General features: G+C 64.1%; 19 protein-coding genes. 10 read left to right on the top strand and 9 right to left on the bottom strand.

Going from position 1 to position 22,339, the window contains the following annotated elements:
- Positions 1-37 precede the first annotated feature (37 nt).
- Genes WA237_RS00955 through WA237_RS00965 form a run of 3 tightly spaced genes read right to left on the bottom strand, consistent with a single transcriptional unit; the run spans position 38 to position 4,515 of the window.
- Positions 38-1,366 carry an aspartate aminotransferase family protein gene (locus WA237_RS00955; protein ID WP_336096331.1) on the bottom strand — a complete coding sequence of 443 codons (1,329 nt, stop codon included), beginning with the start codon at positions 1,364-1,366 and terminating at the stop codon, positions 38-40.
- Positions 1,363-2,121, bottom strand: coding sequence for a 3-keto-5-aminohexanoate cleavage protein (locus WA237_RS00960; protein ID WP_336096332.1), 759 nt, complete (start codon positions 2,119-2,121; stop codon positions 1,363-1,365). The genes WA237_RS00955 and WA237_RS00960 overlap by 4 nt, the downstream gene beginning before the upstream one ends.
- A 3-nt stretch (positions 2,122-2,124) precedes the next feature.
- A complete protein-coding gene (locus WA237_RS00965) occupies positions 2,125-4,515 on the bottom strand; it encodes a GcvT family protein (RefSeq protein ID WP_336096333.1) in 2,391 nt (796 codons plus the stop codon).
- 157 nt (positions 4,516-4,672) lie between these two features.
- Here WA237_RS00965 and WA237_RS00970 point away from each other — a divergent pair, with 157 nt between their 5' ends.
- The 4 genes from WA237_RS00970 to WA237_RS00985 all read left to right on the top strand — a co-directional run bounded on the left by WA237_RS00970 (position 4,673) and on the right by WA237_RS00985 (position 9,761).
- Positions 4,673-5,560: a MurR/RpiR family transcriptional regulator gene (locus WA237_RS00970; protein WP_009812610.1), complete on the top strand. Its 888-nt coding sequence runs from the start codon at positions 4,673-4,675 to the stop codon at positions 5,558-5,560.
- A 92-nt stretch (positions 5,561-5,652) separates the two neighbouring features.
- Positions 5,653-6,624: a TAXI family TRAP transporter solute-binding subunit gene (locus tag WA237_RS00975; RefSeq protein WP_009812611.1), complete on the top strand. Its 972-nt coding sequence runs from the start codon at positions 5,653-5,655 to the stop codon at positions 6,622-6,624.
- A gap of 96 nt (positions 6,625-6,720) precedes the next feature.
- The gene (locus tag WA237_RS00980) at positions 6,721-9,336 is read left to right on the top strand and encodes a TRAP transporter permease (protein ID WP_336096334.1); all 2,616 of its coding nucleotides are present in this window, start codon (positions 6,721-6,723) and stop codon (positions 9,334-9,336) included.
- Positions 9,333-9,761 carry a universal stress protein gene (locus tag WA237_RS00985; protein WP_009812613.1) on the top strand — a complete coding sequence of 143 codons (429 nt, stop codon included), beginning with the start codon at positions 9,333-9,335 and terminating at the stop codon, positions 9,759-9,761. The genes WA237_RS00980 and WA237_RS00985 overlap by 4 nt, the downstream gene beginning before the upstream one ends.
- 129 nt (positions 9,762-9,890) lie before the next feature.
- Here the strand turns inward: WA237_RS00985 and WA237_RS00990 are convergent, their stop codons facing one another.
- Both WA237_RS00990 and WA237_RS00995 read right to left on the bottom strand, forming a co-directional pair.
- Complete coding sequence (locus tag WA237_RS00990; protein ID WP_009812614.1) at positions 9,891-10,652, bottom strand: ABC transporter permease; 762 nt, start codon at positions 10,650-10,652, stop codon at positions 9,891-9,893.
- Positions 10,649-11,578, bottom strand: a complete 930-nt coding sequence (locus WA237_RS00995; protein WP_009812615.1) for an ABC transporter ATP-binding protein — start codon at positions 11,576-11,578, stop codon at positions 10,649-10,651. The genes WA237_RS00990 and WA237_RS00995 overlap by 4 nt, the downstream gene beginning before the upstream one ends.
- A 224-nt stretch (positions 11,579-11,802) precedes the next feature.
- On the opposite strand from WA237_RS00995, the gene WA237_RS01000 reads away from it, so the two are divergent.
- On the top strand, positions 11,803-12,783 hold the full coding sequence (locus WA237_RS01000; RefSeq protein ID WP_336096335.1) for a DMT family transporter: 981 nt from the start codon (positions 11,803-11,805) through the stop codon (positions 12,781-12,783).
- A gap of 83 nt (positions 12,784-12,866) precedes the next feature.
- On the opposite strand, the gene WA237_RS01005 is transcribed toward WA237_RS01000, so the two are convergent.
- The 3 genes from WA237_RS01005 to WA237_RS01015 are packed head-to-tail and all read right to left on the bottom strand — an operon-like array spanning position 12,867 to position 15,414.
- On the bottom strand, positions 12,867-13,241 hold the full coding sequence (locus WA237_RS01005) for a cupin domain-containing protein (protein WP_286910439.1): 375 nt from the start codon (positions 13,239-13,241) through the stop codon (positions 12,867-12,869).
- A 30-nt stretch (positions 13,242-13,271) separates the two neighbouring features.
- On the bottom strand, positions 13,272-14,576 hold the full coding sequence (locus tag WA237_RS01010) for an NAD(P)/FAD-dependent oxidoreductase (protein ID WP_336096336.1): 1,305 nt from the start codon (positions 14,574-14,576) through the stop codon (positions 13,272-13,274).
- Positions 14,577-14,634: 58 nt separating this feature from the next.
- Positions 14,635-15,414, bottom strand: coding sequence for an IclR family transcriptional regulator (locus tag WA237_RS01015; protein WP_083780885.1), 780 nt, complete (start codon positions 15,412-15,414; stop codon positions 14,635-14,637).
- Between the two features lie 256 nt (positions 15,415-15,670).
- Here WA237_RS01015 and WA237_RS01020 point away from each other — a divergent pair, with 256 nt between their 5' ends.
- The 3 genes from WA237_RS01020 (at position 15,671) to WA237_RS01030 (ending at position 18,856) form a co-directional block, all read left to right on the top strand.
- Positions 15,671-16,669 carry a taurine ABC transporter substrate-binding protein gene (locus WA237_RS01020; protein ID WP_336096337.1) on the top strand — a complete coding sequence of 333 codons (999 nt, stop codon included), beginning with the start codon at positions 15,671-15,673 and terminating at the stop codon, positions 16,667-16,669.
- 109 nt (positions 16,670-16,778) lie between these two features.
- Positions 16,779-17,585, top strand: coding sequence for a taurine ABC transporter ATP-binding protein (locus WA237_RS01025; protein WP_040617797.1), 807 nt, complete (start codon positions 16,779-16,781; stop codon positions 17,583-17,585).
- Complete coding sequence (locus WA237_RS01030; RefSeq protein ID WP_009812622.1) at positions 17,582-18,856, top strand: ABC transporter permease; 1,275 nt, start codon at positions 17,582-17,584, stop codon at positions 18,854-18,856. Before WA237_RS01025 ends, WA237_RS01030 begins: the two co-directional genes overlap by 4 nt.
- Before the next feature lie 139 nt (positions 18,857-18,995).
- Here the strand turns inward: WA237_RS01030 and WA237_RS01035 are convergent, their stop codons facing one another.
- Positions 18,996-19,904, bottom strand: a complete 909-nt coding sequence (locus WA237_RS01035) for a LysR family transcriptional regulator (protein ID WP_336096338.1) — start codon at positions 19,902-19,904, stop codon at positions 18,996-18,998.
- 119 nt (positions 19,905-20,023) lie between these two features.
- Here WA237_RS01035 and WA237_RS01040 point away from each other — a divergent pair, with 119 nt between their 5' ends.
- Positions 20,024-21,307, top strand: a complete 1,284-nt coding sequence (locus tag WA237_RS01040) for a TRAP transporter large permease (protein ID WP_009812624.1) — start codon at positions 20,024-20,026, stop codon at positions 21,305-21,307.
- A gap of 31 nt (positions 21,308-21,338) precedes the next feature.
- Entirely contained in the window at positions 21,339-22,319 is a 981-nt protein-coding gene (locus WA237_RS01045; RefSeq protein WP_009812625.1) for a TRAP transporter substrate-binding protein, read from the top strand.
- The last annotated feature ends 20 nt before the right edge of the window (positions 22,320-22,339 follow it).

The raw sequence follows: 22,339 nt of genomic DNA on the forward strand, positions 1-22,339 counted from the left end.
CCTAAAATGTACCCCACACATGGGCACGCCTACCTCTTCACACAGAGGCAAGCACCCGGTCCACCGCCCGCCCCAGCGCGTCGAGCGCACCGTCAAGCTCGGCCTCGCTGGCAATGAACGGCGGCGCGAGCAGCACATGATCACCCTGCCGCCCATCCCGCGTCCCCGCCATCGGGTAACAGACAAGCCCCTCGTCAAACGCCGCTTTCTTGAGCTTGCCCGCCACGCCCAGCGCCGGATCAAAGGGCGTCTTGCCGTCGCGCTCGGCCACGAACTCGATCCCCCAGAAAAGACCCCGCCCGCGAATATCGCCGACATGGGGATGCTGGGCAAACCGCGCCCGCAGCGCCGTCTCGAAATACGCGCCCCGCGCCTGCACCTGTGCCACCAGATCCCGGTCGAGCAATTCCTGCAGCACCGCAAGCCCCGCCGCCGCCGCCACCGGATGCCCCAAATAGGTATGCCCATGCTGGAAAAACCCGCTGCCCCCGGCAATCGCGTCATAGATCGCCTTGCTGCAGAGCATCGCGCCAATCGGCTGATAGCCCGCGCCAAGCCCCTTGGCGATGCAGAGAATATCGGGCGCGATCCCCTCCGCCTCACAGGCAAAGAGATGCCCGGTCCGCCCCATGCCGCACATCACCTCGTCGAGGATCAAGAGCACGCCATACTTATCGCAAATCTCCCGGATGCGGGCGAAATACCCCGGCACCGCCAGCACTGCTCCAAGCGTTGCGCCCACCACCGGCTCGGCGATAAAGCCCATGACCGTCTCCGGCCCGAGCCGCAGGATCTCCGCTTCAAGCGCATCGGCCGTGCGTTGCCCATAGGCCTCAAGGCTCTCGCCCTCGCGCCGCTCGGCATACTCATAACAGGCGTCGATATGGCTCATCTCGGTCAAAAGCGGCGCGAACTGCGCCCGCCGCCAAGCGTTGCCGCCCGCCGACAGCGCGCCGAGCGTGTTGCCATGATAGCTCTGCTTGCGCGCGATGAGATGCCGCCGCTCCCCCTCGCCCCGCTCGAGGTGGTACTGCCGCGCCAGCTTGATCGCGCTTTCCACCGCCTCCGACCCGCCCGAGACGAAAAACACCCGGTCGAGATCACCGGGCGCGTGGGCGATGAGCAGATCGGCCAGCGCCTCGGCCGGCTCGGAGGTGAAAAAACCGGTATGGGCAAAGGCCAGCCGCTCCACCTGCGCCTTGATCGCCGCCACAACCCGTTCGTTGGAATGCCCCAGACAGGACACCGCCGCCCCGCCCGAGCCGTCGAAATAGCGCTTGCCGCTGGCATCGATGAGGAAACAGCCGTCGCCGCCCACCGCCACCGGGTTGTCGCTCTTGCAATGCCGGGGAAATACATGGCTCATGATTTGTCTCCTTCGATCGTTTGCAGCAACCGGCGCACCGAGGCCGCGTTATCCGCATGGGGCACGCCCTCGGCATCCACCAACGCGTTTTCAAACCCCACCCGCAGCGCGCCGCCCAGCCGGGCCGCCTCTGCCAGACAGGCATGTTCCGCCGCGCCAAAGGCGCAGATCATCCAGTCGCCCACCCCCGGCAGCGCCTCCAGAAACGGCGCAATCCCCTGCGGTGTCGGGGCCGGGCCATCCTCATAGCGGCCAAGGACAAAGATCACGCTCTCCTGCCCCGGCCGCACGGTGCCCCGCGCCTGCCAGTCGCGCAACAAAGCGGCATCCGCCGTGTCATAGAGGATATGCTGTATCTCGATCCCTTCCGCCGCACAGAGCCCATAGAGCCGCTCGGCAAGCTCCGGCGCCCGCGCCATCTCGCGCACCGAGACCGAGGCCCAGCCTGGCCGCAGCGCCTCGAGACAGGCGAGCTGATCCGCCACCTCGAAAACCCCGGCCGATTCCGTGGTGATCTGCACCCGCATCTCCGGCAGCACCCGCGCCATCTCGGCCAGCGCCTCGGCATAGAGCCCGGGATCGAGCGCATGCCGCCCCGCCGCATCGCGCACATGCAGATGCAACGCCGCCGCGCCCTCGGCATGACAGGCCGCCGCCGCGGCCACCGTCTCTTCGATGCTCACCGGCAGGGCGGGATGATCCGCCTTGCCGCGCCGCGCCCCGTTCGGGGCCACCATGATATATGGTTGCTTCATGGCTCAGCCTTTCATCCATTGTCCTTCGGGATCGACCAGCGGCCCCCGCGTCACTGTCGCATCAAAAAGCTTGCGCGCAATATCCACTTGCACCCGCGCCCCAGAGGCGAGCGCCCGCCACACATGCGCCAGCGCCACGGGCCGGCCCACCCGGTGACCAAAGGCACAGGTGGTGGTCTGGCCGATGAGCGCGCCGTCGAGATAGATCGGCTCATGGCCCAGCGGATGCGCCTCCACATCGTCGAGCGTCAGCGAGATCACCCCGTTGACCGCCCCCTTGGCGCGGCGCGCCTCCAGCGCCTCGAACCCGGTGAACCCGCCCGCTTTACGGCAGGCAAATTCGAGCCCCGCCTCGATTGGCGACACATCACTGTCGAGCTCATGCCCCATGGCGCAAAAGCCTTTTTCCACCCGCATCGCCGTCTGCGCATAGAGCCCGGCAGGCACCGCCCCCGCCGCGGTCAGCGCGGCATAGAGGGCCGGCGCGTCCGCCGCCGCCACGGTCAACTCCCAGCCCGCCTCGCCGACATAGGACAGCCGCGCCCCGCGCAGCGCGATGCCCGCCAGCGTCGCCATCCCATGTTTGAAATAGCCAAGCTCGCACAGCGCCTCGCCACCAAGGGCACGGGCAATCTCCTCCGCTTTCGGCCCCATCAGCCCGAGCACCGCCCAGTCTTCGGTCACATCGCTGACCGAAACATCGAACCCCTCGCTGGCACGGCTGAACCAGGCCAGGTCCCGTTTGATCGCATTGGTGCCGGTGAACAGGCGATAATGATCCTCCGCCAGCCGCTGCGCGGTGATGTCGCTCTCGAAGGTGCCCCGCGCGTTGAGCACGGCACTATAGATCACCGACCCCGGCTTGCGCCCCATATAGCCCGCACAGGCTTGCAGCAGGAAGGCCTCGGCCTCCGGGCCGCGCACATCGATCTTGCCAAAGGGCGAGGCGTCGAAAATCGCGGCCACCTCATGGGCGGCGCGCACTTCGGCGGCGACATTGCCGAACCAGTCGGGCCGGTCAAAACTCATCCGCGGCTCGGCGGTCTTGTTGAAATAGAGCGGCCGCTCCCAGCCATAGACCTGCCCGAAATGCGCCCCCGCCGCCCGGTATTCGGCGTCGAGCGGCAGCGCCCGCAGATTGCGCGCGGTGGCGAGCTGACGCCCGGGATAGGCGATCTCGTAATGGGTGCCGAGGATTTCGGGCGCCCGCGCCATCAGATGGTCGAGCGAATTGAACACCGGGGCAAAACGCTTGGCATCCGCCTCGCCAAGATCATAGGCGGTGTGGCCATGCACGATGCAATGCGCCAGGTTCATCCCGGCGCCGCCGCCCGAGGCCATGCCGACCGAATTGAGCCCACAGCCGAGAAACAGCCCCCGCGTCTCCGCCGTCTCACCGAGCATGAACATGCCATCGGGGGTAAAGCTCTCGGGCCCGTTGAGCAGCATCTTGACCTCGGCCGTCTCCAGCGCCGGCAGCCGGTGCAGCGCATTCATCATCATCGGCTCGAAATGGTCCCAATCCTCGGCCAGAAGACCGAATTCGAAACTCTCGTCGAGAATGCCGGGCGCGATCGGCTTGCCCATCGGCTCGAAACAGCCCACCAGCAGACCGCCGCTGTCGTCCCGGATATAGAGATGGTTGTCATGATCGCTGAGCGTCGGCGTGTTGCCGACAATGCCGTCGATGGGCTTGGTCAGCAGGTAGAAATGTTCGCAGGCCAGCGCCGGAACCTCGGCCCCCGCCATCGCCCCCGCCTCGCGCGACCAGAGCCCGGTGCAGAGCGCAATCGCATCGCACATGATCGTGCCTTGGCTGGTCTCGACCCCGACGACCCGGCCGTTCTCGGTCAGGATGCCGGTGACGCCCGTATCCTCGAAAATCTTCGCGCCAAGCCCCTTGGCCGATTTGACCAGCGCCGCGCAGACATCCGAGGGCGACACCCGCCCGTCATCGGGCGACCAGACCGCGCCGATCACATCCTCGGCATTCATCAGGGGCCAGCGTTCCTTGGCCTCGCCCGGGCTGATCGAGCGTGCATCGATCCCATAGGCATGGGCCAGCGCCTCTTGCCGCAGGATATGGGTGAGCCGCCCCTCGCTGGTGGCAATCGACAGGCTGCCCTTCTGAATCCAGCCGACATTCTGCCCGGTTTCCTGTTCGAGCTGCGCATAGAGATCGACGGAATACTGGATCATCCGGGTCAGGTTGCGCGAATGGCGCAGCGCCCGCACCTGCGCCGCCGAATGCCATGTGGTGCCGCTGGTGAGCTTGTTGCGCTCGACGAGCACCGCATCGGTGACCCCCATCTTGGCAAGGTGGTAGAGCGTCGAACACCCCATGATGCCGCCGCCGATGACGACGACCGAAGCGTGCGAAGGTAATGCGGCCATGTCGGATAATCCCATTGAATTCATGTGTGCGGGCCACCGCCTATCGACCGACCCGGATTGCGTGTATTTACCCTTGATCGGATTACAAATCCGGTCAACTCTCACATAAAATAACAGATGTTATGAATACTCGAGACCGCGAAAGGCGACGATTCCCATGGACCCGGCCCAGAAAACCCGAACGATTTCAGCCCTCAAGGAGGCGCTCCCCGACCTCTCGCCACGGCTGCGCATCGTCGCCAAATACATCGTCGACCATCCCTCGGACTTCGGGCTCGACCCGATCCGCGAGACCGCGCGCAAATGCGGGGTGAGCACCTATACCCTCGTGCGCATGGCGCGACGCATGGGGTTTGGCGGCTATGAGGAGCTGCGCGAACCCTTCCGTCAGTCGCTGGTGCTGTCCAATGTTCTGGTCGAACGGCCCGGCTGGCTGGAAGAGCTGCGCGAACGCGGCACGCTCGGCCGGGTTCAGGCCGATGCCGCGCTCAATTCCATGGCCATCGTCCAGCGCTCGCTGCATCAGCAATCGCCGGCCCAGATGGAACGGGTCGCCGCCATGCTGCTCGAGGCGCGCCATGTCTATCTCACCGCCGTGCGCGCCAGCTATGCGCTCGCCTATTACTTCCATTATGTCGGGCGTATGGCCCTGCCATCATTGCAATTAATTCCGCGTCACATGAACAGCGCCATCGACGAGCTCAACTACGCCAGCGACCAGGACGTGATGATCGCCATCACCTTCACCCCCTATTCGCGCGAGACCATCGAGGCCTGCAAATTCGCCCGCGCCAAGGGGGTCAAGCTCATCATGCTCTCCGACAGCGATGTGATCTCGCCCGAATTCAGCGCCGATGAAACGCTCATCGCCTCGGTGCTCTCGACCCATCATTTCGGCTGTTACTCCGGCGCCTCGGCGATTATTGAGACCCTTCTCGCGCTGCTCGTCGAACAGGGCGGGAGCGACGCGGTGCGTCGAATCAAATCGTATGAGGACTTACGGATCAACAACAACGCCTACTGGATCGCGCAAAAAAAACATTAGTTTTCAGGTGACAATGAAAATAACTTCATCGACCCTCGCAAGACGCAATCCAGTCGTGGATTCGAGTGACGACTTCAGGGAGTAACCAAACAATGCACATCAAACACACTGTCTTTGGCGCGCTGACCGCCGCGGCCCTCGGCCTCGTCGGCACGGTAGCCGCTGCCGAACAGCGCTTCATCACCATTGGCACCGGCGGTGTCACCGGCGTCTATTACCCCACCGGCGGCGCGATCTGCCGTCTGGTGAACAAGGGCCGCAAGGAACACAACATCCGCTGCTCGGTCGAATCGACCGGCGGCTCGGTCTACAACGCCCGCACCATCCGCCAGGGCGAACTCGATTTCGGCGTGGTTCAGTCGGACGTGCAATTCGCCGCGCTGCAAGGCACCGGTGCCTTTGCCGAGGACGGCGCCTTCGACGGGCTGCGCGCCCTCTTCTCGGTCCACCCCGAGCCGATGCATGTGATGGCCCGCGCCGACAGCGGCATCACCGACACCGCCAGCATGAAGGGCAAGAAGGTCAACATCGCCAACCCCGGATCGGGCACCCGCGTTCTGGCCGAAACCCTGCTGAAATACGAAGGCATCTCGCCCGATGATTTCGCCCTCGCCGCCGAGCTGAAATCCTCCGAGCAATCGGCGGCGCTCTGCGATGGCAAGATCGACGCCACGATCTGGGCCGCCGGCCTGCCCAACGGCTCGAGCCAAGAGGCCACCTCCTCCTGCGAGGTCACGATCATCCCGCTGCAAGGCGAAGGCATCGACAAGCTGCTCGCGGAAAACCCGGCCTATGCCAAGGCGACCATCCCCGGCGGCATGTATCCCGGCAACCCCGACGACATCCCGTCCTGGGGCCCCAAGGCGACCTTCGTGACCTCCGCCGACACGCCCGATGACGTGGTCTATGCGCTGGTCTCGGCGATCTTCGAAAACTTCGAGGATTTCAAACGCCTGCACCCCGCCTTCTCCAATCTCGTCGAAGCCGAGATGATCAAGGACGGTCTCACCGCGCCTCTGCACCCCGGTGCCGAGAAATACTATCAGGAACGCGGCTGGAAGTGAGCCGTGCCTGCTAGGCAATGATCTGGCCTTGGGCGCCCTCGCCGGTGCCCGGGGCCTTTGCGTTTCAGATAACAAGTAAAAAAATGGGAGAGGGACATGGGGAAACCGCTAGATAACGGCACCGGGGATACCGGGCCGGACGACACCAACCTCGAAGATTTCGTCGCCGACAGCGACACCGGCGGACGCCAGCCACAGGACGCATTCGGCCGTGCCGCGCTCTGGTATATCCCGCTGGTCTGGTCGCTCTATCAGCTCTGGATTGCCTCGCCGCTGCCCTTCATCCTCGGCGTTGGCGTGTGGAACGACACCCAGACCCGCGCCATTCACCTCGGCTTTGCCGTGCTCTTGGCCTTCCTCGCCTTTCCCGGCCTGAAATCGAGCCCGCGCCACCATATCCCCGCCGTGACCTGGGTCGTGGCGATCATCGGTGCGCTGGCCGCCTCCTATCTCTTCTACGCCTATAGCGGCGTCGCCGCGCGTTCCGGCGCGCCCAACACCACCGACATCATCGTCGCCGTGATCGGCATCGTGCTGCTGCTCGAAGCGGCCCGGCGCTCGCTCGGCTTCCCGCTGATGGGGGTGGCGCTCTTCTTCCTCGCCTATGTCTTCTTCGGCTCCTGGTCGGGCCTGCCCGAAGTGGTGCAGTGGAAGGGCGCCTCGCTCGAAAAGGCGATGTCGCATATGTGGCTCACCACCGAAGGCGTCTTCGGCGTGGCGCTCGGCGTCTCCTCGGGCTTTGTCTTTCTCTTCGTGCTCTTCGGCGCGCTGCTCAATCAGGCAGGGGCCGGCAATTACTTCCTGAAACTCGCCTTCGCGGCATTGGGCCACCTGCGCGGCGGCCCGGCCAAGGCGGCCGTCATCGCCTCGGCGGCGACCGGGCTGATCTCCGGCTCGTCCATCGCCAATGTGGTGACCACCGGCACCTTTACCATCCCGCTGATGAAAAAGGTGGGCTTTCCCGCGACCAAGGCGGGCGCGGTCGAGGTCTCGAGCTCGATCAACGGCGTGCTGACCCCGCCGGTGATGGGGGCCGTGGCCTTCCTGATGACCGAATATGTCGGCATCTCCTATGTCGAGGTGGTCAAGACCGCCATCGTCCCGGCGGCGATCTCCTATATCGCGCTGGTCTATATCGTCCATCTCGAAGCCCTCAAGATGGGCATGACCGGCACCAGCCGGATGCACCCGCTCAAATTCATGCTCGGGGCGATCTTCATCATCGCCATCTCGATCGTCATCGCCGGCGGCACGCTCTTTCTCTGCGGCGTGATCGTCGATGTGATGCAATCCCTGCTGGGCGAGGCCTCGACCTGGGTGATCGTGGTGCTCATGGCGGTGGCCTATCTCGCCGCCGTGCGCTTTGCCGCCAAGGGGCCCGATCTCGACGCCAGCGCCGAGAGCATGGAATCGCTGCCCCCCACCGGCGAGATCTTCAAGACCGGCATCCATTACATCATGCCGATCCTGCTGCTCATGTACCTGCTGATGATCGAGCGCAAATCGCCCGGCCTCTCGGCCTTCTGGTCCTCCATCGCGATGCTGGTAATCCTCGCCACGCAAAAACCGCTCAAGGCCTTCTTCCGCGGCCAGACCGACGTCATGGCGCGGCTCCGCGAAGGCTATGACGACATCACCGAAGGCCTGATCATCGGCGCCCGCAACATGATCGGCCTCGCCGCCGCCATGGGCGTCGCGGGCATTATCGTCGGCGCCGTCACCCTCACCGGCATCGGTCAGGTCATGGCGGAATTCGTCGAATTCCTCTCGGGCGGCAATCTGCTCGCGATGCTGTTCTTCGTGGCGCTGATCTCCATCGTCCTCGGCATGGGCCTGCCGACCACCGCGAACTATATCGTGGTCAGCTCGCTGATGGCCGGGGTGGTGGTAGAACTCGGCGCGCAGAACGGGCTCATCGTGCCGCTGGTGGCGGTGCATATGTTCGTCTTCTACTTCGGGATCATGGCGGATGTGACGCCGCCAGTGGGGCTGGCAAGCTTTGCCGCCGCCGCGATCTCCAAGGGCGATCCGCTGCGCACCGGCTTTCAGGCCTTCTTCTACTCGATCCGCACCGCGCTGCTGCCCTTCCTGTTCATCTTCAACACGGATCTGTTGCTGATCGACGTCGGCCCCTACAAGGCGGTGTTCATCTTCGTGGTGGCCACCATCGCCATGCTGCTCTTCGCGGCGGGGACGATGAACTATTTCCTGGTGCGCTCGCGCCTCTGGGAAAGCGCGGCGCTGCTCCTGGTGGCCTTCACCCTGTTTCAGCCGGGCTTCTTCCTCGACCGGCTGCAGCCTGAATTCGCCACCCGCGCCCCGGGCGAGATCTTCACCCTGGCCGAACAGGCCCCCGATGGCGCCTCGGTGCGGGTGCGCCTGATGGGCGAGGACCTCAACGGCGACCCCGTGGATGCGCGCTACCTGCTGCCGCTGGGCGAGGCCGGCGGCGATGGCGCGACCCGCCTCTTCGACGGGGCCGGGATCGAATTCCGCGAGGAAAACGGCGATCTCTTCGTCGACAACCTCAACTTCGGCGGCCCCTCGGAACAGCTCGGCATCGACTTCGACTGGCAATTGGCCGAACTCGAAGTCCCCGCCGACCGGGTCTACAAGGAGGTCTTCTACCTCCCGGCCCTGCTGCTTCTGGGCCTCATCGTCCTGCTGCAGCTGCGCCGCAAACGCCACGCGCCGGAAGGAGTTCCCGCATGACCAAACACATCCTCTGCGCCGTCGATCTGTCGCATATCGACACCGAAGACAAACTGCTGCGCGCCGCCGCCGATCTGGCCAAATTCTACGGCGCCTCGCTGAGCGTGGTGAGCGTGGTGCCCGATTACGGCATGTCCATCGTCGGATCCTATTTCCGCGATGGCACGATGAAAGAGGCGGTCGCCGCCGCCGACCAGCAGCTGCATGACTTCGTCCGCGACACCCTGCCCGATTTCGGCCGGGTGCAACATATCATCGAGGTCGGCACGATCTATGAAATGATCCTCGGCGCGATCAAGAAGTCCAAGGCCGATCTCGTGGTGGTGGGGGCGCATAAACCCGACCTCATCGACCGGCTGCAAGGCCCGAACTCGGCCCGCGTCGCGCGCTACGCGCCGTGCTCGGTGCTGGTCTACCGCGGCTGATCCACCGCCCCACAACCGCAAAACGCCCGGCGCCTCTCAGGCTTCCGGGCGTTTTCTTTTGCCGCGCCTTCTTCTGGCCAGATACATGCCGGGGGAGGCCGCAAGGCCGGGGGCAGCGCCCCCAGACCCTCAGCTCCGGATGCGATAGCCGGTGCGGAAAATCGCATAGACCGCCAAGAGGCACAGCCCGGTGAAGATCGCGATCGCCGCAAGGCTCGCCGCCACCGGCACATCCGCCATGCCAAAGAACGCCCAGCGGAACCCCGAGACGAGATAGACCACCGGGTTGAAGAGCGTCACGGTCTGCCACGCCGGCGGCAGCATCGAGATCGAATAGAACGCGCCGCCAAGAAACACCAAAGGCGTGATCACCAACAGCGGGATGAGCTGCAATTGCTGGAAATTCTCCGCCCAGATCCCGATGATGAAGCCAAAGAGCGAAAACGACACGCAGGTCAGGATCAGGAAAGCCAGCATCGCGCCCGGATGCGCGATCCGCAGATCGACAAAGAACCACGCGGTCAGCAGGATCACCACCCCGATCATCAACGCCTTGGTCGCCGCCGCCCCGACATAGCCGATCACCACTTCGAGGAAATTCACCGGCGCCGACAAGAGCTCAAAGATCGTGCCGATGAATTTCGGGAAATAGATGCCGAAACTGGCGTTGCTGATGCCTTGGGTCATCACGCTGAGCATGATCAGCCCCGGCACGATGAACGCGCCATAGCTCACCCCCTCCACCTCGGAAATCCGGCTGCCGATGGCCGCGCCGAACACCACGAAATAGAGCGTGGTGGAAATCACCGGCGACAGCAGGCTCTCCATCAACGTGCGAAAGAACCGCTTCATTTCATAGACATAGATCGCCCAGATCGCGTGCCAGTTCATGCCCCGCCCTCCTTGATGAGCCCCACGAAAATATCCTCAAGACTGCTCTGCGTCGTCGCCAGATCGCGCAGCCCGAGCCCCGCGGCGCTCAGATCCTGCAAGAGCCGGGTGATCCCGGTCCCCTCGCCTTGCGTGCTATAGGCATAGATCAACGTCTCGCCCCCCGCCCCAAGCCGCAGATCCCACCGCGCCAGCGCCTCGGGCAGCGCCGCCACCGGCTCGGTCAGCTCGATGGTCAGCTCCTTGCAGCCCATCCGCCGCATCAGCGCCGCCTTCTCCTCGACGAGCAGGATCTGCCCGCCATTGATCACCGCCACCCGGTCGGCAATCGCCTCGGCCTCTTCGATGTAATGGGTGGTCAGGATGATCGTGACGCCCTGCGCCTTGAGCTCCGCCACCACGTCCCACATGTCGCGGCGCAGCTCGACATCGACCCCCGCCGTCGGCTCGTCGAGAAACAGCACCCGCGGCTCATGGCAGAGCGCCTTGGCAATGAGCACCCGCCGCTTCATCCCGCCCGATAGCTCGCGAATCCGGGCATGGCGCTTGTCCCAAAGGCTGAGCTGACGCAGGATCCGCTCGATGAGCGCCTCATCCTTGCCGTAGCCGAAAAGACCGCGCGAAAACCGTACCGTGTTGATCACCTTCTCGAACGGCTCGAGCGCCACCTCCTGCGGCACCAGCCCGATCATCGCCCGCGCGCCGCGATAGTCCTCGACCACGTCAAACCCGCCGACCCGCGCCGTGCCGCCCGTGGGCTGCACGATGCCACAGAGCGCCGAGATCAGCGTCGTCTTGCCCGCCCCGTTGGGACCGAGCAACGCCAGTATCTCGCCCTCTTCAATGGCGAGATCGACACCCTTGAGCGCCTGAAACCCGCCCTTATAGGTCTTGGTCAGACCCGAAACCTCTACGATCGCCGTCATGGCCCTGCTCCTGCTGTGTTGCCAAAGGCCTAAGCCATCCGGTCGATGCGCGAAAGAGAGGATGTCGCAGGGATCACCGTGCAGCCCTGCACAGATCCCCCCTGCTGATCCCACCTGTCAGCAGCCTCCCTTAGGCCCGCTCAGACCCGGGCCGCCAGACCCCGCCCACTTGCCGCGTGACAGCCCCGCCACCCCCGCCTAGTGTGACCGCGAAAGGAGCCCCCATGCACAGCGACGCGCCCAACCCCGCCATCGGCATCGCCTTCATGCTGGTCGGCATCACCGCGATCTCGGTCAATGACATGCTGATCAAGTTCCTCTCGGGCGGCTACCCGCTGCATCAGATGGTCTTCACCCGCTCCGCCATCGGCATCCTCTTCAGCCTCGCGCTGGTCCGCTACGAAGGCGGCTGGCACATCCTGCGCACCAAACGCCCCGGTCTGCATATCCTGCGCGGGCTGATGATCGTGACGGCCAACATGTCCTTCTTCACCGCGCTGGCGGTGCTTGATCTGGCGGAAACCACGGCGATCTTCTTTATCTCGCCTTTGCTGATCACGCTCTTGAGCATCCCCTTCTTGGGCGAAAAGGTCGGCCCCTACCGGATCGGTGCGGTGGTCGTGGGCCTCATCGGCGTGATCATCGTGACCCGGCCCTGGGCGGGCGGCGCGGAACGCGATGCGCCCTTCTTCGTCTATCTCTTGCCGGTGATTGGCGCGCTCGCCTATGCCATCACCCAGCTCCTGACCCGCAAGCTTGGCGTCACCACCCGAGGCTCGGCCCTCGCGGTCTATCTGCAAGGCATGTTCCTGATCGTCGGCGCGCTCTTCTGGCTCGTCGCGGGCGATGGCCGCTATCACGACATGGTCGAGGCCGAGAGCCTGCGCTTTCTCCTGCGCCCGTGGATCTGGCCCGAGGGCAATGACCGCTGGCTCTTCCTGACGCTGGGGCTTGTGGCGGGGGTGGTGGGCTATTCCATGTCGCAGGCCTATCGCCTCTCGAACGCCGCCACCGTCGCGCCCTTTGAATACACCGGCCTGCCGCTGGCGATCTTCTGGGGCTTCATGATCTTCGGCAATCTGCCGGGGCTGAGCACCAGCCTCGGCATCGCGCTGATCCTTGGCGCGGGGCTCTTCGTCTTCCTGCGCGAACGCCGTCTTGGCCGCCCCATCGCCGCCGCGCGCCGCACGCAAAAACGGCTCTGAGAGGTCTCACAGGGGCACCGACGCGATACCGACGTGTTACCGCCGCGCTGCCGATGCCCCGTTTTTCACAGGATACCGCCGCCTCAGACGAGGCTGCTCACCACGAAAGATTTGCGGATATAGCGCGGCACATGCCACTCCATCTCGAGCCCCGCCTGCATCACGAAACTGTCGCCCGCCTTGACGGTCCGGGTCTCGCCACTGGCCAAAACGGTGATCTCCGCCTCGCCCTCGAGGATGTGACAGAACTCGGTATAGCCCTCCATGGTGATCCGAAACCGCCCTTCGGTACAGTCCCACTGACCGAATTTCGACCCGGTCTGCGCATCGTCACAATAGAGCCAAACGCCCTCTTTCGCCTCGCCAGACACGAGCCGCTCGGTCGTCGGTTTCGTCACCTTTTCCACCTCGGGCTGCCCGAAAAGGACAAAGGCAGGTGCTGTCGCTTGATCTTTCATCTCACTGGTTTCCTTATGTAAATTGCGGGCCTACCGCGTTTCCAGATAATCCATCATCTTCATCGTCCAGATCGCCGGCCCCATGCCGAGCCGCTTGATCCCGCGCCAGGGCACAGGCCGGATCGGCGTCACCGGAAAGGCCAGGCTCTCCGCCGGCGCGCCAAGCGCCCGCTGCGCCAGAACCCGTCCCATGACCGACGACAGCGCCACGCCGCGCCCGTTATAGCCAAACCCCGCCAAGAGCCCCGGCTGCGGCTCATGCAGATGCGGCAGGTGATCATCGGTGAGCGCGATATGCCCGCCCCAGCGATACTCCCAGCGCACGCCCTTGAGCATCGGATAGACCCGCTCGGCATCGCGCCGGAGCCAGTCGAACCCGGCAAAGACATCCGGCTTCACCAGCCGCCCCATGCTGCCATAGATCATCCGGTTGTCCGGCTCTCTGCGGCCAAACATGATGACCCTGCGACTGTCGGAAATCGTGTGGCCTTGCGGTAGTATCTCATTGATAACACTGTCTTCCAGCGGTTCACTGGCGATCTGCACCGGCGTCGCGGGCAAAAGCGAGCGGCGCAACCCCGGCACCAGATTGCTGCTATAGGCATTGGTCGCCACGATCACCATCGGCGCCCGCACCACCCCCTCTTTGCTCCGCAGCTCCCAGACACCGCCAGAGGCCCGGCTGAGATCCGTCACCGGGCTCTGGCCAAAGATCCGCGCCCCATGCCGCCGCGCCGCCTCGGCAAAGCCCTGCGCCAGCATCAAAGGCTGCACCGCGCCGCCGCGCGGGCTCACCACCCCCGACCGATAGGCCCGCGTGCCCGCCATCGCCCACAGCGCCTCGCCCTCGACCAGCTCGAACTCCGCGCCCATCGCCCGCCATTCCGCCACATCGCGCAGCGCCGCCTGATGCGCCTTGGCCGAATGGATCACCCGGAGCCAGCCGTTTTGCCGCGCCTGACAGTCGATGCCATGCCGCGCGATCGTGTCAAAGAGATCATCCGCCGACGCCAGTGACGCCTCCGCCAGCCGTTCGAAATGCTGCGGCCCGAGCAGCTTGCGCAGCTGTTCCGGCCCGTTGAACGGCATCATCGGGTTGACCTGCCCGCCATTGCGTCCAGACGCGCCCCAGCCGACATCGCCCGCATCCACCACCACCACGTCGCTGCCCACCTGCGCCAACTCCAGCGCTGCGCGCAATCCGGTGAACCCGGCCCCGATGATGGCCACATCGGCCCGTTGCTCTCCCTCGAGCCGGGGACTCGGGGCGACAATGGGCGCGGTGGCCCGCCAAAGCGACTCTGGCCAGGGGCCTGCGATCCGGGGCGCTGTCATGATGGCCTCTCACATTACGGAACTCCCCTATCATTATGTGAGAGCTACCGGCTTTGCGTCAAGCCTCTTCCTCTTCCGGTGCCCAGCCGATCTGCTGCGAGATCCGCTTGACCCCGTCGAGCAGATCCCCCGCCCGCGCGATCACCGCCTCGGGGCTCGCATCCCGGTCTAGAGACCACAGCGACACGGCCGCGATCACATCGCCTTTTTCGTCCCGAACCGGGGCCGCCATGCCGGTGATCTGCAGGAACTCTTCGCGCAGCGCCGTGCCATAGCCCCGCGCCTGCGTCAGCAGCAGATCGCGCTCCACCTGCTGCCGCGAGGTGAGCGTATATTCGGTATATTTATCATAGGTGATCTGCCCCAGAAGCTCGTCCCGCCGGGCCGGGGGCGCGAAGGCCAGAAACACCTTGCCCGCCGCCGTACAATGCAATGGCGCATGGTCTCCCGCCCGCGCCGCGAGCCGGATCGGCACATGGTCTTCGGTGCGCAGATAGAGGATCGAATTGCCGTCCAGAATGGACAGCGCCGCATTGAGCCCGGTCACGTCATTGAGCCGCAGCATCTCGTCGCCCGCGAGCTTCTGCAGATCGATTCGCCGCCAGGCCGAACGCGCCCATTGATGCAGCCGCGTCCCCGTCCGATAGGTGCGATTCGCCGTGTCATATTCCGCCAGCCCCTCGCTGATCAGCACCGCAAGGATGCGGTGACAGGAGGATTTCACGAAGCCCGTAGCTTCGACGACTTCGGAAAATTGCATCGGCGTTTTTGCGACGGACAAAACATCCATCACCTTGGCGCATTTGCTGACGATTGAACTGCTTGGTGCTTTTGCCATGACATCGACCTCCCGTAATACGGAACTACTGGACATATGATTTCCTGACAAGTGGGTATTTAATGATGCCAGTTTTACGATTTCACTGCTCAAGTCGCCCGGCGTCTGCCCCAACGGCATTGACGGCGCTAACAGCGACAAACTAATCTCGCCCATCGGAATAGCATTCCGCAATGCGAAATAACAGATCGGGTCCTCCGGTGCGTGCCATGCGGCACAATCATCGGGCAAGCCCAACAGGAGAGAGAGAATTAACATGAAAAAATTGATGTCCGCCCTCGTGGCCGGCACGGCGCTGACCCTGTCGATGCAGGCCACCACCGCCCAAGCCATGGAAGAACTCACCGTCGGCTACTTCCTCGAATGGCCGATGCCCTTCCTCGCCGCCAAGGCCGATGGCTCCTATGACGAAGCCCTCGGCATGAAGGTCAACTGGGTGAGCTTCGAGACCGGCACCGCGATGAGCGCCGCCATGGCCTCGGGCGATGTCCAGATCTCGGTGAGCCAAGGCCTGCCGCCCTTCGTCGTCGCCACCTCCGGCGGCCAGGACCTGCAGCTGGTCGACGTCGCGGTGAGCTATGCCGAAAACCAAGGCTGCGCCGTGCGCAAAGACCTCGAAATCACCAAGGATTCCGCCGGCGAACTGGCGGGCAAGAAAGTGGCCGTGCCGCTCGGCACCGCCGCGCATTACAGCTTCATCCGTCAGATGGACCATTTTGGCGTGCCGCTCGACAGCCTGCAGATCGTCGACATGCCGCCGCCCGAAGGTGGCAACGCGCTCGCCCAGGGCGCCGTTGACTTTGCCTGCGGCTATGGCGGCGGCTGGGCCACCATGCGCGAACATGGCGACGTGCTCCTCACCGGCGCTGAAAAGCAGGAAATCGGCATTCTCGTCTTTGACGTGACCTCGGTTCCCGCCGCCTTTGCCGCCGAAAACGGGGACACTCTGGCCAAATTCCTCAAAGTGACCGCCGACGCGAACAGCGCTTGGAACGACGGCAAGAGCGACGAGATGCTGGCCGTCATCGCCGAGCAATCGGGTATGGATCTCGAAGCCGCGCGCAGCGCGATCGGCACCATGTCCTTCCCGACCATCGAAGAGCAGCTCTCCGAAGCCTGGCTCGGTGGCACCGCTGCGGGCTTCATGAAAGGCGTCGCCGATGTCTTCGTCGAAGCCGGCTCGATCGACTCGGCTCTGGACAGCTATGAAGGCGCGCTCAACATCGAGCCCCTGAAAGCCGCCCAAGGCATGTAAGGCCAAACCCACCGGCACCGGGTCTCCCGGTGTCGGTGACACCCCAACATACGGATGCGGGGGCCGCCTCGCCCGGGACGACTATAAAACGGAAACAGGTGGGGCCTTTATGACCGGACTTTCCATAGAAAACCTTTCCATGCGCTTCGAGCTGCCCGACGGCAGCGCGGTCCAGGCGCTCAAGAATGTATCGCTGCACCTCAAAGAAGGTGAGTTAATGAGTGTGCTCGGCCCCTCGGGCTGCGGCAAGACCACGTTGTTGAATATCGTGGCTGGGTTCCTTGCGCCCACCGAAGGCAAGCTGGTGATGAACGGCCACACGATCTCTGGCCCCGATGCCGAACGCGGCATGGTGTTCCAGAAGGGCGCGCTCTTCGAATGGATGTCGGTGCGCGAAAACGTGGGCTTTGGCCCCTCGATGAAGGGCATGCCCAAATCCGAGAAAGACGAGATCGTCAATCATCTGCTCGATGTCGTGGGCCTTCAGGACTTCAAGGAAAAGGCCGTCTACGAGCTGTCGGGCGGGATGCAGCAGCGCGTGGCGCTGGCCCGCTGCCTCGCCAATGACCCGGACGTGATCTTGATGGACGAACCGCTCGGCGCGCTCGACGCGCTGACCCGCGAAAAGATGCAAAGCCTCGTGCTCAAGCTCTGGAAAGAGACCGGCAAGACGATCATCCTCATCACCCACTCGGTGGAAGAGGCGCTGCTCTTGGGCGAACGGCTGGTCGTGATGGCCCCGCGCCCCGGCCGCATCCACAAGGAATACCGCCTGCCCTTCGCAGAGCTCGGCGTCGGCGCCGATCTGCGCGAGGTCAAGAAACATCCCGATTTCGGCCCCAAACGTGAGGAAATCCTCTCGATGATCTGGGACATGGAAGAGGAAATCATGGGCCGCACGGAGAATGCAGCATGACCGGGTTTTTCGTTCTCGCCATTTATGTGGGCATTTTCGTCGGCGCCTATCTGATCGTCACCAAGGTGATCCAGCGCGCCACCCTGCGCGACTACACCTCGCTCAAGACCGTGACCTTCGGCGATGAAAGCGCCGTGCGTCCGAACCGGGCGGCCGGGATCATCTCGATCTTCACCATCTTCTTCATCTGGGGCATGTTCACCGGCTCGAGCCTGCTGCCCCGCTTCCTGCACGCGCCCGCGCCTTTCGTCGGCACGGCCGAGTTCACCTACACCGCCGAGGCCAATGGCCAGCGCGATGACGCCACCGTCACCGTGGTGGTCTATCCGCGCGACGAAAAGGTCGACGCCCCCGAGGTCGATCCCGGCGACGGCTTTGCCAAGAACGATTCCGAGGCCATGGCGCAATGGCGTTCCGGCCTGATCCGCGTCGATGCCAATGACGAGATCAGCAAGAGCGACGGCGCCGAAGTGGTGGCCATCAACGGCCAGCCCATCACCCGTGGTGGCACCGTCAAGATCGACAGCGGCACGGTCACCCTCTCGGACAAGGGCACGCCCAACTACGCGCCGAGCCGGGGCTGGCAGATGGAGCCGCTCTACCTGCCGCCGCCCGAAGAGGTCTGGACACGCACCATCCGCGTGCTCGACGAAGGCTTCCGCAACTTCACCCTCTGGGAACATCTCGGCTATTCGCTCTTCCGCGTGGTCGTGGGCTTCTTGATCGGGGCGCTGGTCGGCATCCCGCTGGGCTATGCCATGGGGCTGAGCAACTGGTTCCGCGGCTGGTTTGACCCGATCGTGGAATTCATGCGCCCGGTGCCGCCGCTCGCGCTGATCCCGCTGGTGATCATCTGGTTCGGCATCGGCGAGGCGGGCAAGATCATCCTGCTCTTCCTCGCGGCGCTCTGGATCATGGCCATTGCCGCCCGCTCCGGCGTGTCCGGCGTGGCGATCTCCAAGGTGCATGCCGCCTATTCGCTCGGTGCGAGCAAATGGCAGATCATGCGCTATGTCATCATCCCCAACTCGCTGCCCGAGATCTTTACTGGGGCGCGGGTGGCGATGGGGGTCTGCTGGGGCACCGTCGTGGCCGCCGAACTGGTCGCCGCCGAACAGGGCGCCGGCATGATGATCATGGTCGCCTCGCGCTTCCAGAACACCGATATCGTGATCCTCGGGATCATCCTCATCGGGGTCATCGGCTTTGGCATCGACATGCTGATGCGCTGGGCCGAACGGGTGCTCGTCCCCTGGAAGGGCCGCAGCTGATCCGCTCGGTATCACGAGACAGCAAAGGCGGCCCCCGGGCCGCCTTTATTATGGGCCCGTCCCCCCGATTTTGGGCACAGTCGCAATACCGACGTGTTACCGACGCGCTGCCGACAGGCCATTTTCGCGGATTTGCCCCTCAGGCCGGTGCCCCGTCCCAATCCCTGAGCAACGCCCGCAAATGCCCGACAAAGCTCTCCGCGGCGATCGACCGCTCGGATTGCGCATGGAAGATCGCGGAAATATCGAAGGTCAGCTCATGGCTGAGCGGCCTGAGCCGCAGGCTCGGCACCGGGTGGTTAAAGGCCGTGTATTCATCCACCACCACCGCCCGCCCCAAGGACGCCGCCAGATAGGGCGCCGTGAACAGCGAATGCCCCATGATCTGCCGATCAAACGACAACCCCCGCTCCGCCAGCGCATCTGACAGGACCCGCCCGATCGGCCCCCGCGCGGTGAGATTGACCGTCGGCCGGTCGCAGAGATCCGCCAGATCAATCTCGGCCTTCTCCGCCAGATCCCAGCTCTCGGGGATCAGCGCCATGAGCCGCCCCTCCCCCAGCTTTTCCGACTGAATATCCGAGGTGAACACACCACCCGCCGCCAGCCCGATATCCACCTGACCATTGCGCAAGACCGAAAGCTGTTGCGACAGAATGCCGGTGTTGACCGAGAAATCCAGCGCCGGCATGTCCCGCAAAAGCCGCAAAATGGCCTGCGGGATGAAATAGGGCATCATCAGCGTCACCCCCATCACCGCAAGCCGCATCCCCGAGCCCTGCCGGATCGACGCCACCCGGCTTTCCAGCCGCGAAATCCCCTCGTCGAGAAACCGGCTGCTGTCATAGAGCGCATCCGCCGCCTCGGTCGGGACAAGCCTGCCCTTGTCCCGCAGAAACAGCGTGAGATTCATCACTGCCTCAAAATCGTGCAAATGCCTGCTGACCGTAGGCTGAGACAAAAACATGTCCCGCGCCGCCTGCGAGATCGAGCCCGCTTTGTACACCGCGCAAAACACCTGCAAACGTTGAAGAGTCACGCCTTTCATAGGCCGATTTCCCTATGCATCCATAGTAATATGCTATGGGACTACCAAAAGTTTTCTATTTTGTCATGCGCCACTTCCTCGCAGGCTCAAGCAACACTTTCCCAGGTCTGGATCCCACCTTGCCCGTCTCCTTCATTCTCTTCGGCACCGCCGTCGCCCTCTTCGCCGGAACGGCCATCGCCTATCTGATCGGCGCCTCGGCGATCCTGACCTTCGTCGCCGTCGACAAGGCCCAGTTCATCGCCGTGCTGCCCCAGCGGCTCTTTAGCCAGCTCGACAGTTTCGCCTTCCTCGCCATGCCGCTCTTTATCTTTGCGGGCGATTTGATGAACCGGGGCGGTGTCGCCGCCGCGCTGATCGATTTCTGCATGTCGCTCTTCGGGCGGCTCAAAGGCGGGCTCGGCCATGTGAACATCGCCACCTCGGTGTTTTTCGCAGGCGTCTCCGGCTCGGCCACGGCGGACGCCGCCGCGCTTGGCAATTCCCTCGTCCCCGAGATGGAGCGCCGCGGCTACACCCGCGAATATGCCGCCGCCATCACCGGCGCCTCCTCGATCATCGGGCCGATCATTCCGCCCTCGTCGATCATGATCTTTTACGGCGCGCTGATGGGCACCAATGTCACCGCGCTCTTTGCCGCGGGCATCCTGCCGGGCCTCCTGCTGGCCGCGGTGCTGATGGCGATGAACGCCTATTTCGCCCATCGCGACGACCATCCCGGCGGCAAGGGCATGGACCTGCCAGCGCTCTGGCCGTCCTTCCGCCGCGCCGTCCCGGCGATGCTGCTGCCGGTGATCATCCTCGGCGGCACGCTCTTTGGCATCATGACCCCGGCCGAGGCCGCCGCCGTTGCGGTGCTGGCGGCGCTGCTGATCGGCATCGGCTATGGTCAGCTCAAATGGGCCGACATCCGCGAGAGCCTGGTGCGCACCGGCGTGATGCTCGGCGGCGTGTTCATCCTGCTCTGCGCGATCTCGACCTTTTCCTATATCGCCGCACTCCTGCAATGGCCGCAGGCCATTCAGGCCGTGGTCGAACGCTGGGGCCTTGGCCCGCTCGGCTATCTGATGCTGATCAACGTGATCTTTCTCGGCGCTGGCATGGCGATGGACGTCAAGGCCGCCGTCGCGCTCTTTGCGCCGATCTTCGTGCCCGCCGCGCTGCTCATGGGGATCGACCCGGTGCATCTCGGCATCGTGATCTGTTTCAACATCACCGCCGGGCTGCTGTCGCCTCCCTTGGGCGCGGTGCTGCTGATCCTGTCGACGGTGGTCAACATGGATTACTGGCGGCTGATCCGCGCCACTTTGCCGTTCTTCTTCGTCGAAGTCCTGATCCTCATCGTTCTGACTTTCGTCCCCGAAATATCCCTCGCACTGCCACGCGCGCTGGGATTGCGCTGACCCCGAACCAACAGAGAGAGAAAGAGAAAAAATGAAACTGCTCAACACTTTGACCGCCATCGGGCTGACCATGATGACCGTCGCCCCGCTGCAGGCCGCAGAGATCAAGATCGCGATGAACTCCGTTGACGATCCCACGGTGAGCGGCGAGGCCGCCTTTGCCCAAGGCTTTGCCGCCGCTCTTGAAGGCACCGATTTCACCGTTGAGATGTACCCGTCCAACACGCTGGGCAAGGAAAAAGAACGGCTCGACCAAGTCGCCCAAGGCCTGCTCGAGGTCAATCTCGCGGCGGCGTCGACCGTCTATTCCATGTCGCCGCTGCTCAAGGGCGTGATCCTGCCCTTCTATTTCGCCTCGGATGCCGAAATGGATGCGACCATCGAGGCCGGCAAGCTGATGGATGAGTTCAACAAACCGCTGGTGGAAAGTGGCATCCGCCTCGTCGGGCTGAACTACATCGGCACGGCCATGGGCATCCACAATTCCAAAATGCCGATCAGCACGATGGACCAGATGGCAGAGCTGCGGTTTCGCGCACTGAACCCCGAACAGATCAAGCTGCAAGAGGCCATCGGCAGCAGCGGCACCGTCATCGCCTGGGCCGAGGTCGCCAACGCGATCCAGACCGGCGTCGCCGACGGCTATTTCAACCCGCCCAGCTCGGCCATCCGCAATGGTCACACCTCCTTCCTGAAATACTACACCCCCGCAGATCTCTGGCCCTCGTCGCGCGCCATCGTGATCTCCGAGGATTGGTATCAGACCCTCTCGGACGAAGAAAAAACCCAGATCGACGCCGCCGTTGACGCGGGCCTCGCCGCCAACCGCGACTGGGTGGCCGAATGGTCGACCTCGGTCACCGAGAAACAGGTCGAGCTGGGCGTGACCATCACCCCGCTGGCCGAAGGCGAACGCGACAAGATCATCGCCGTCGCGAAACCGCTCTGGTCCGAGACCCTGACCGCCGAACAGCTTGCCCTCTGGGATCAGGCCAAAGCCGCGGCCCAGTAAGCCGCTCACGAAAAGGACGC

Source organism: Roseovarius sp. CH_XMU1461 (genome assembly GCF_037027165.1).
GTDB classification, from domain to species: domain Bacteria; phylum Pseudomonadota; class Alphaproteobacteria; order Rhodobacterales; family Rhodobacteraceae; genus Roseovarius; species Roseovarius nubinhibens.

Bases quoted from the DNA above. Each gene is read 5' to 3' on its own strand.
- WA237_RS00965 (WP_336096333.1), bottom strand. From the start codon at position 4,515: ATGGCCGCATTACCTTCGCACGCTTCGGTCGTCGTCATCGGCGGCGGC.
- WA237_RS00960 (WP_336096332.1), bottom strand. From the start codon at position 2,121: ATGAAGCAACCATATATCATGGTGGCCCCGAACGGGGCGCGGCGCGGC.
- WA237_RS00955 (WP_336096331.1), bottom strand. From the start codon at position 1,366: ATGAGCCATGTATTTCCCCGGCATTGCAAGAGCGACAACCCGGTGGCG.
- WA237_RS01045 (WP_009812625.1), top strand. From the start codon at position 21,339: ATGAAACTGCTCAACACTTTGACCGCCATCGGGCTGACCATGATGACC.
- WA237_RS00980 (WP_336096334.1), top strand. From the start codon at position 6,721: ATGGGGAAACCGCTAGATAACGGCACCGGGGATACCGGGCCGGACGAC.
- WA237_RS00995 (WP_009812615.1), bottom strand. From the start codon at position 11,578: ATGACGGCGATCGTAGAGGTTTCGGGTCTGACCAAGACCTATAAGGGC.
- WA237_RS00970 (WP_009812610.1), top strand. From the start codon at position 4,673: ATGGACCCGGCCCAGAAAACCCGAACGATTTCAGCCCTCAAGGAGGCG.
- WA237_RS01000 (WP_336096335.1), top strand. From the start codon at position 11,803: ATGCACAGCGACGCGCCCAACCCCGCCATCGGCATCGCCTTCATGCTG.
- WA237_RS01020 (WP_336096337.1), top strand. From the start codon at position 15,671: ATGAAAAAATTGATGTCCGCCCTCGTGGCCGGCACGGCGCTGACCCTG.
- WA237_RS01030 (WP_009812622.1), top strand. From the start codon at position 17,582: ATGACCGGGTTTTTCGTTCTCGCCATTTATGTGGGCATTTTCGTCGGC.
- WA237_RS01015 (WP_083780885.1), bottom strand. From the start codon at position 15,414: ATGGCAAAAGCACCAAGCAGTTCAATCGTCAGCAAATGCGCCAAGGTG.
- WA237_RS00985 (WP_009812613.1), top strand. From the start codon at position 9,333: ATGACCAAACACATCCTCTGCGCCGTCGATCTGTCGCATATCGACACC.
- WA237_RS01035 (WP_336096338.1), bottom strand. From the start codon at position 19,904: ATGAAAGGCGTGACTCTTCAACGTTTGCAGGTGTTTTGCGCGGTGTAC.
- WA237_RS00990 (WP_009812614.1), bottom strand. From the start codon at position 10,652: ATGAACTGGCACGCGATCTGGGCGATCTATGTCTATGAAATGAAGCGG.
- WA237_RS00975 (WP_009812611.1), top strand. From the start codon at position 5,653: ATGCACATCAAACACACTGTCTTTGGCGCGCTGACCGCCGCGGCCCTC.
- WA237_RS01025 (WP_040617797.1), top strand. From the start codon at position 16,779: ATGACCGGACTTTCCATAGAAAACCTTTCCATGCGCTTCGAGCTGCCC.
- WA237_RS01005 (WP_286910439.1), bottom strand. From the start codon at position 13,241: ATGAAAGATCAAGCGACAGCACCTGCCTTTGTCCTTTTCGGGCAGCCC.
- WA237_RS01010 (WP_336096336.1), bottom strand. From the start codon at position 14,576: ATGACAGCGCCCCGGATCGCAGGCCCCTGGCCAGAGTCGCTTTGGCGG.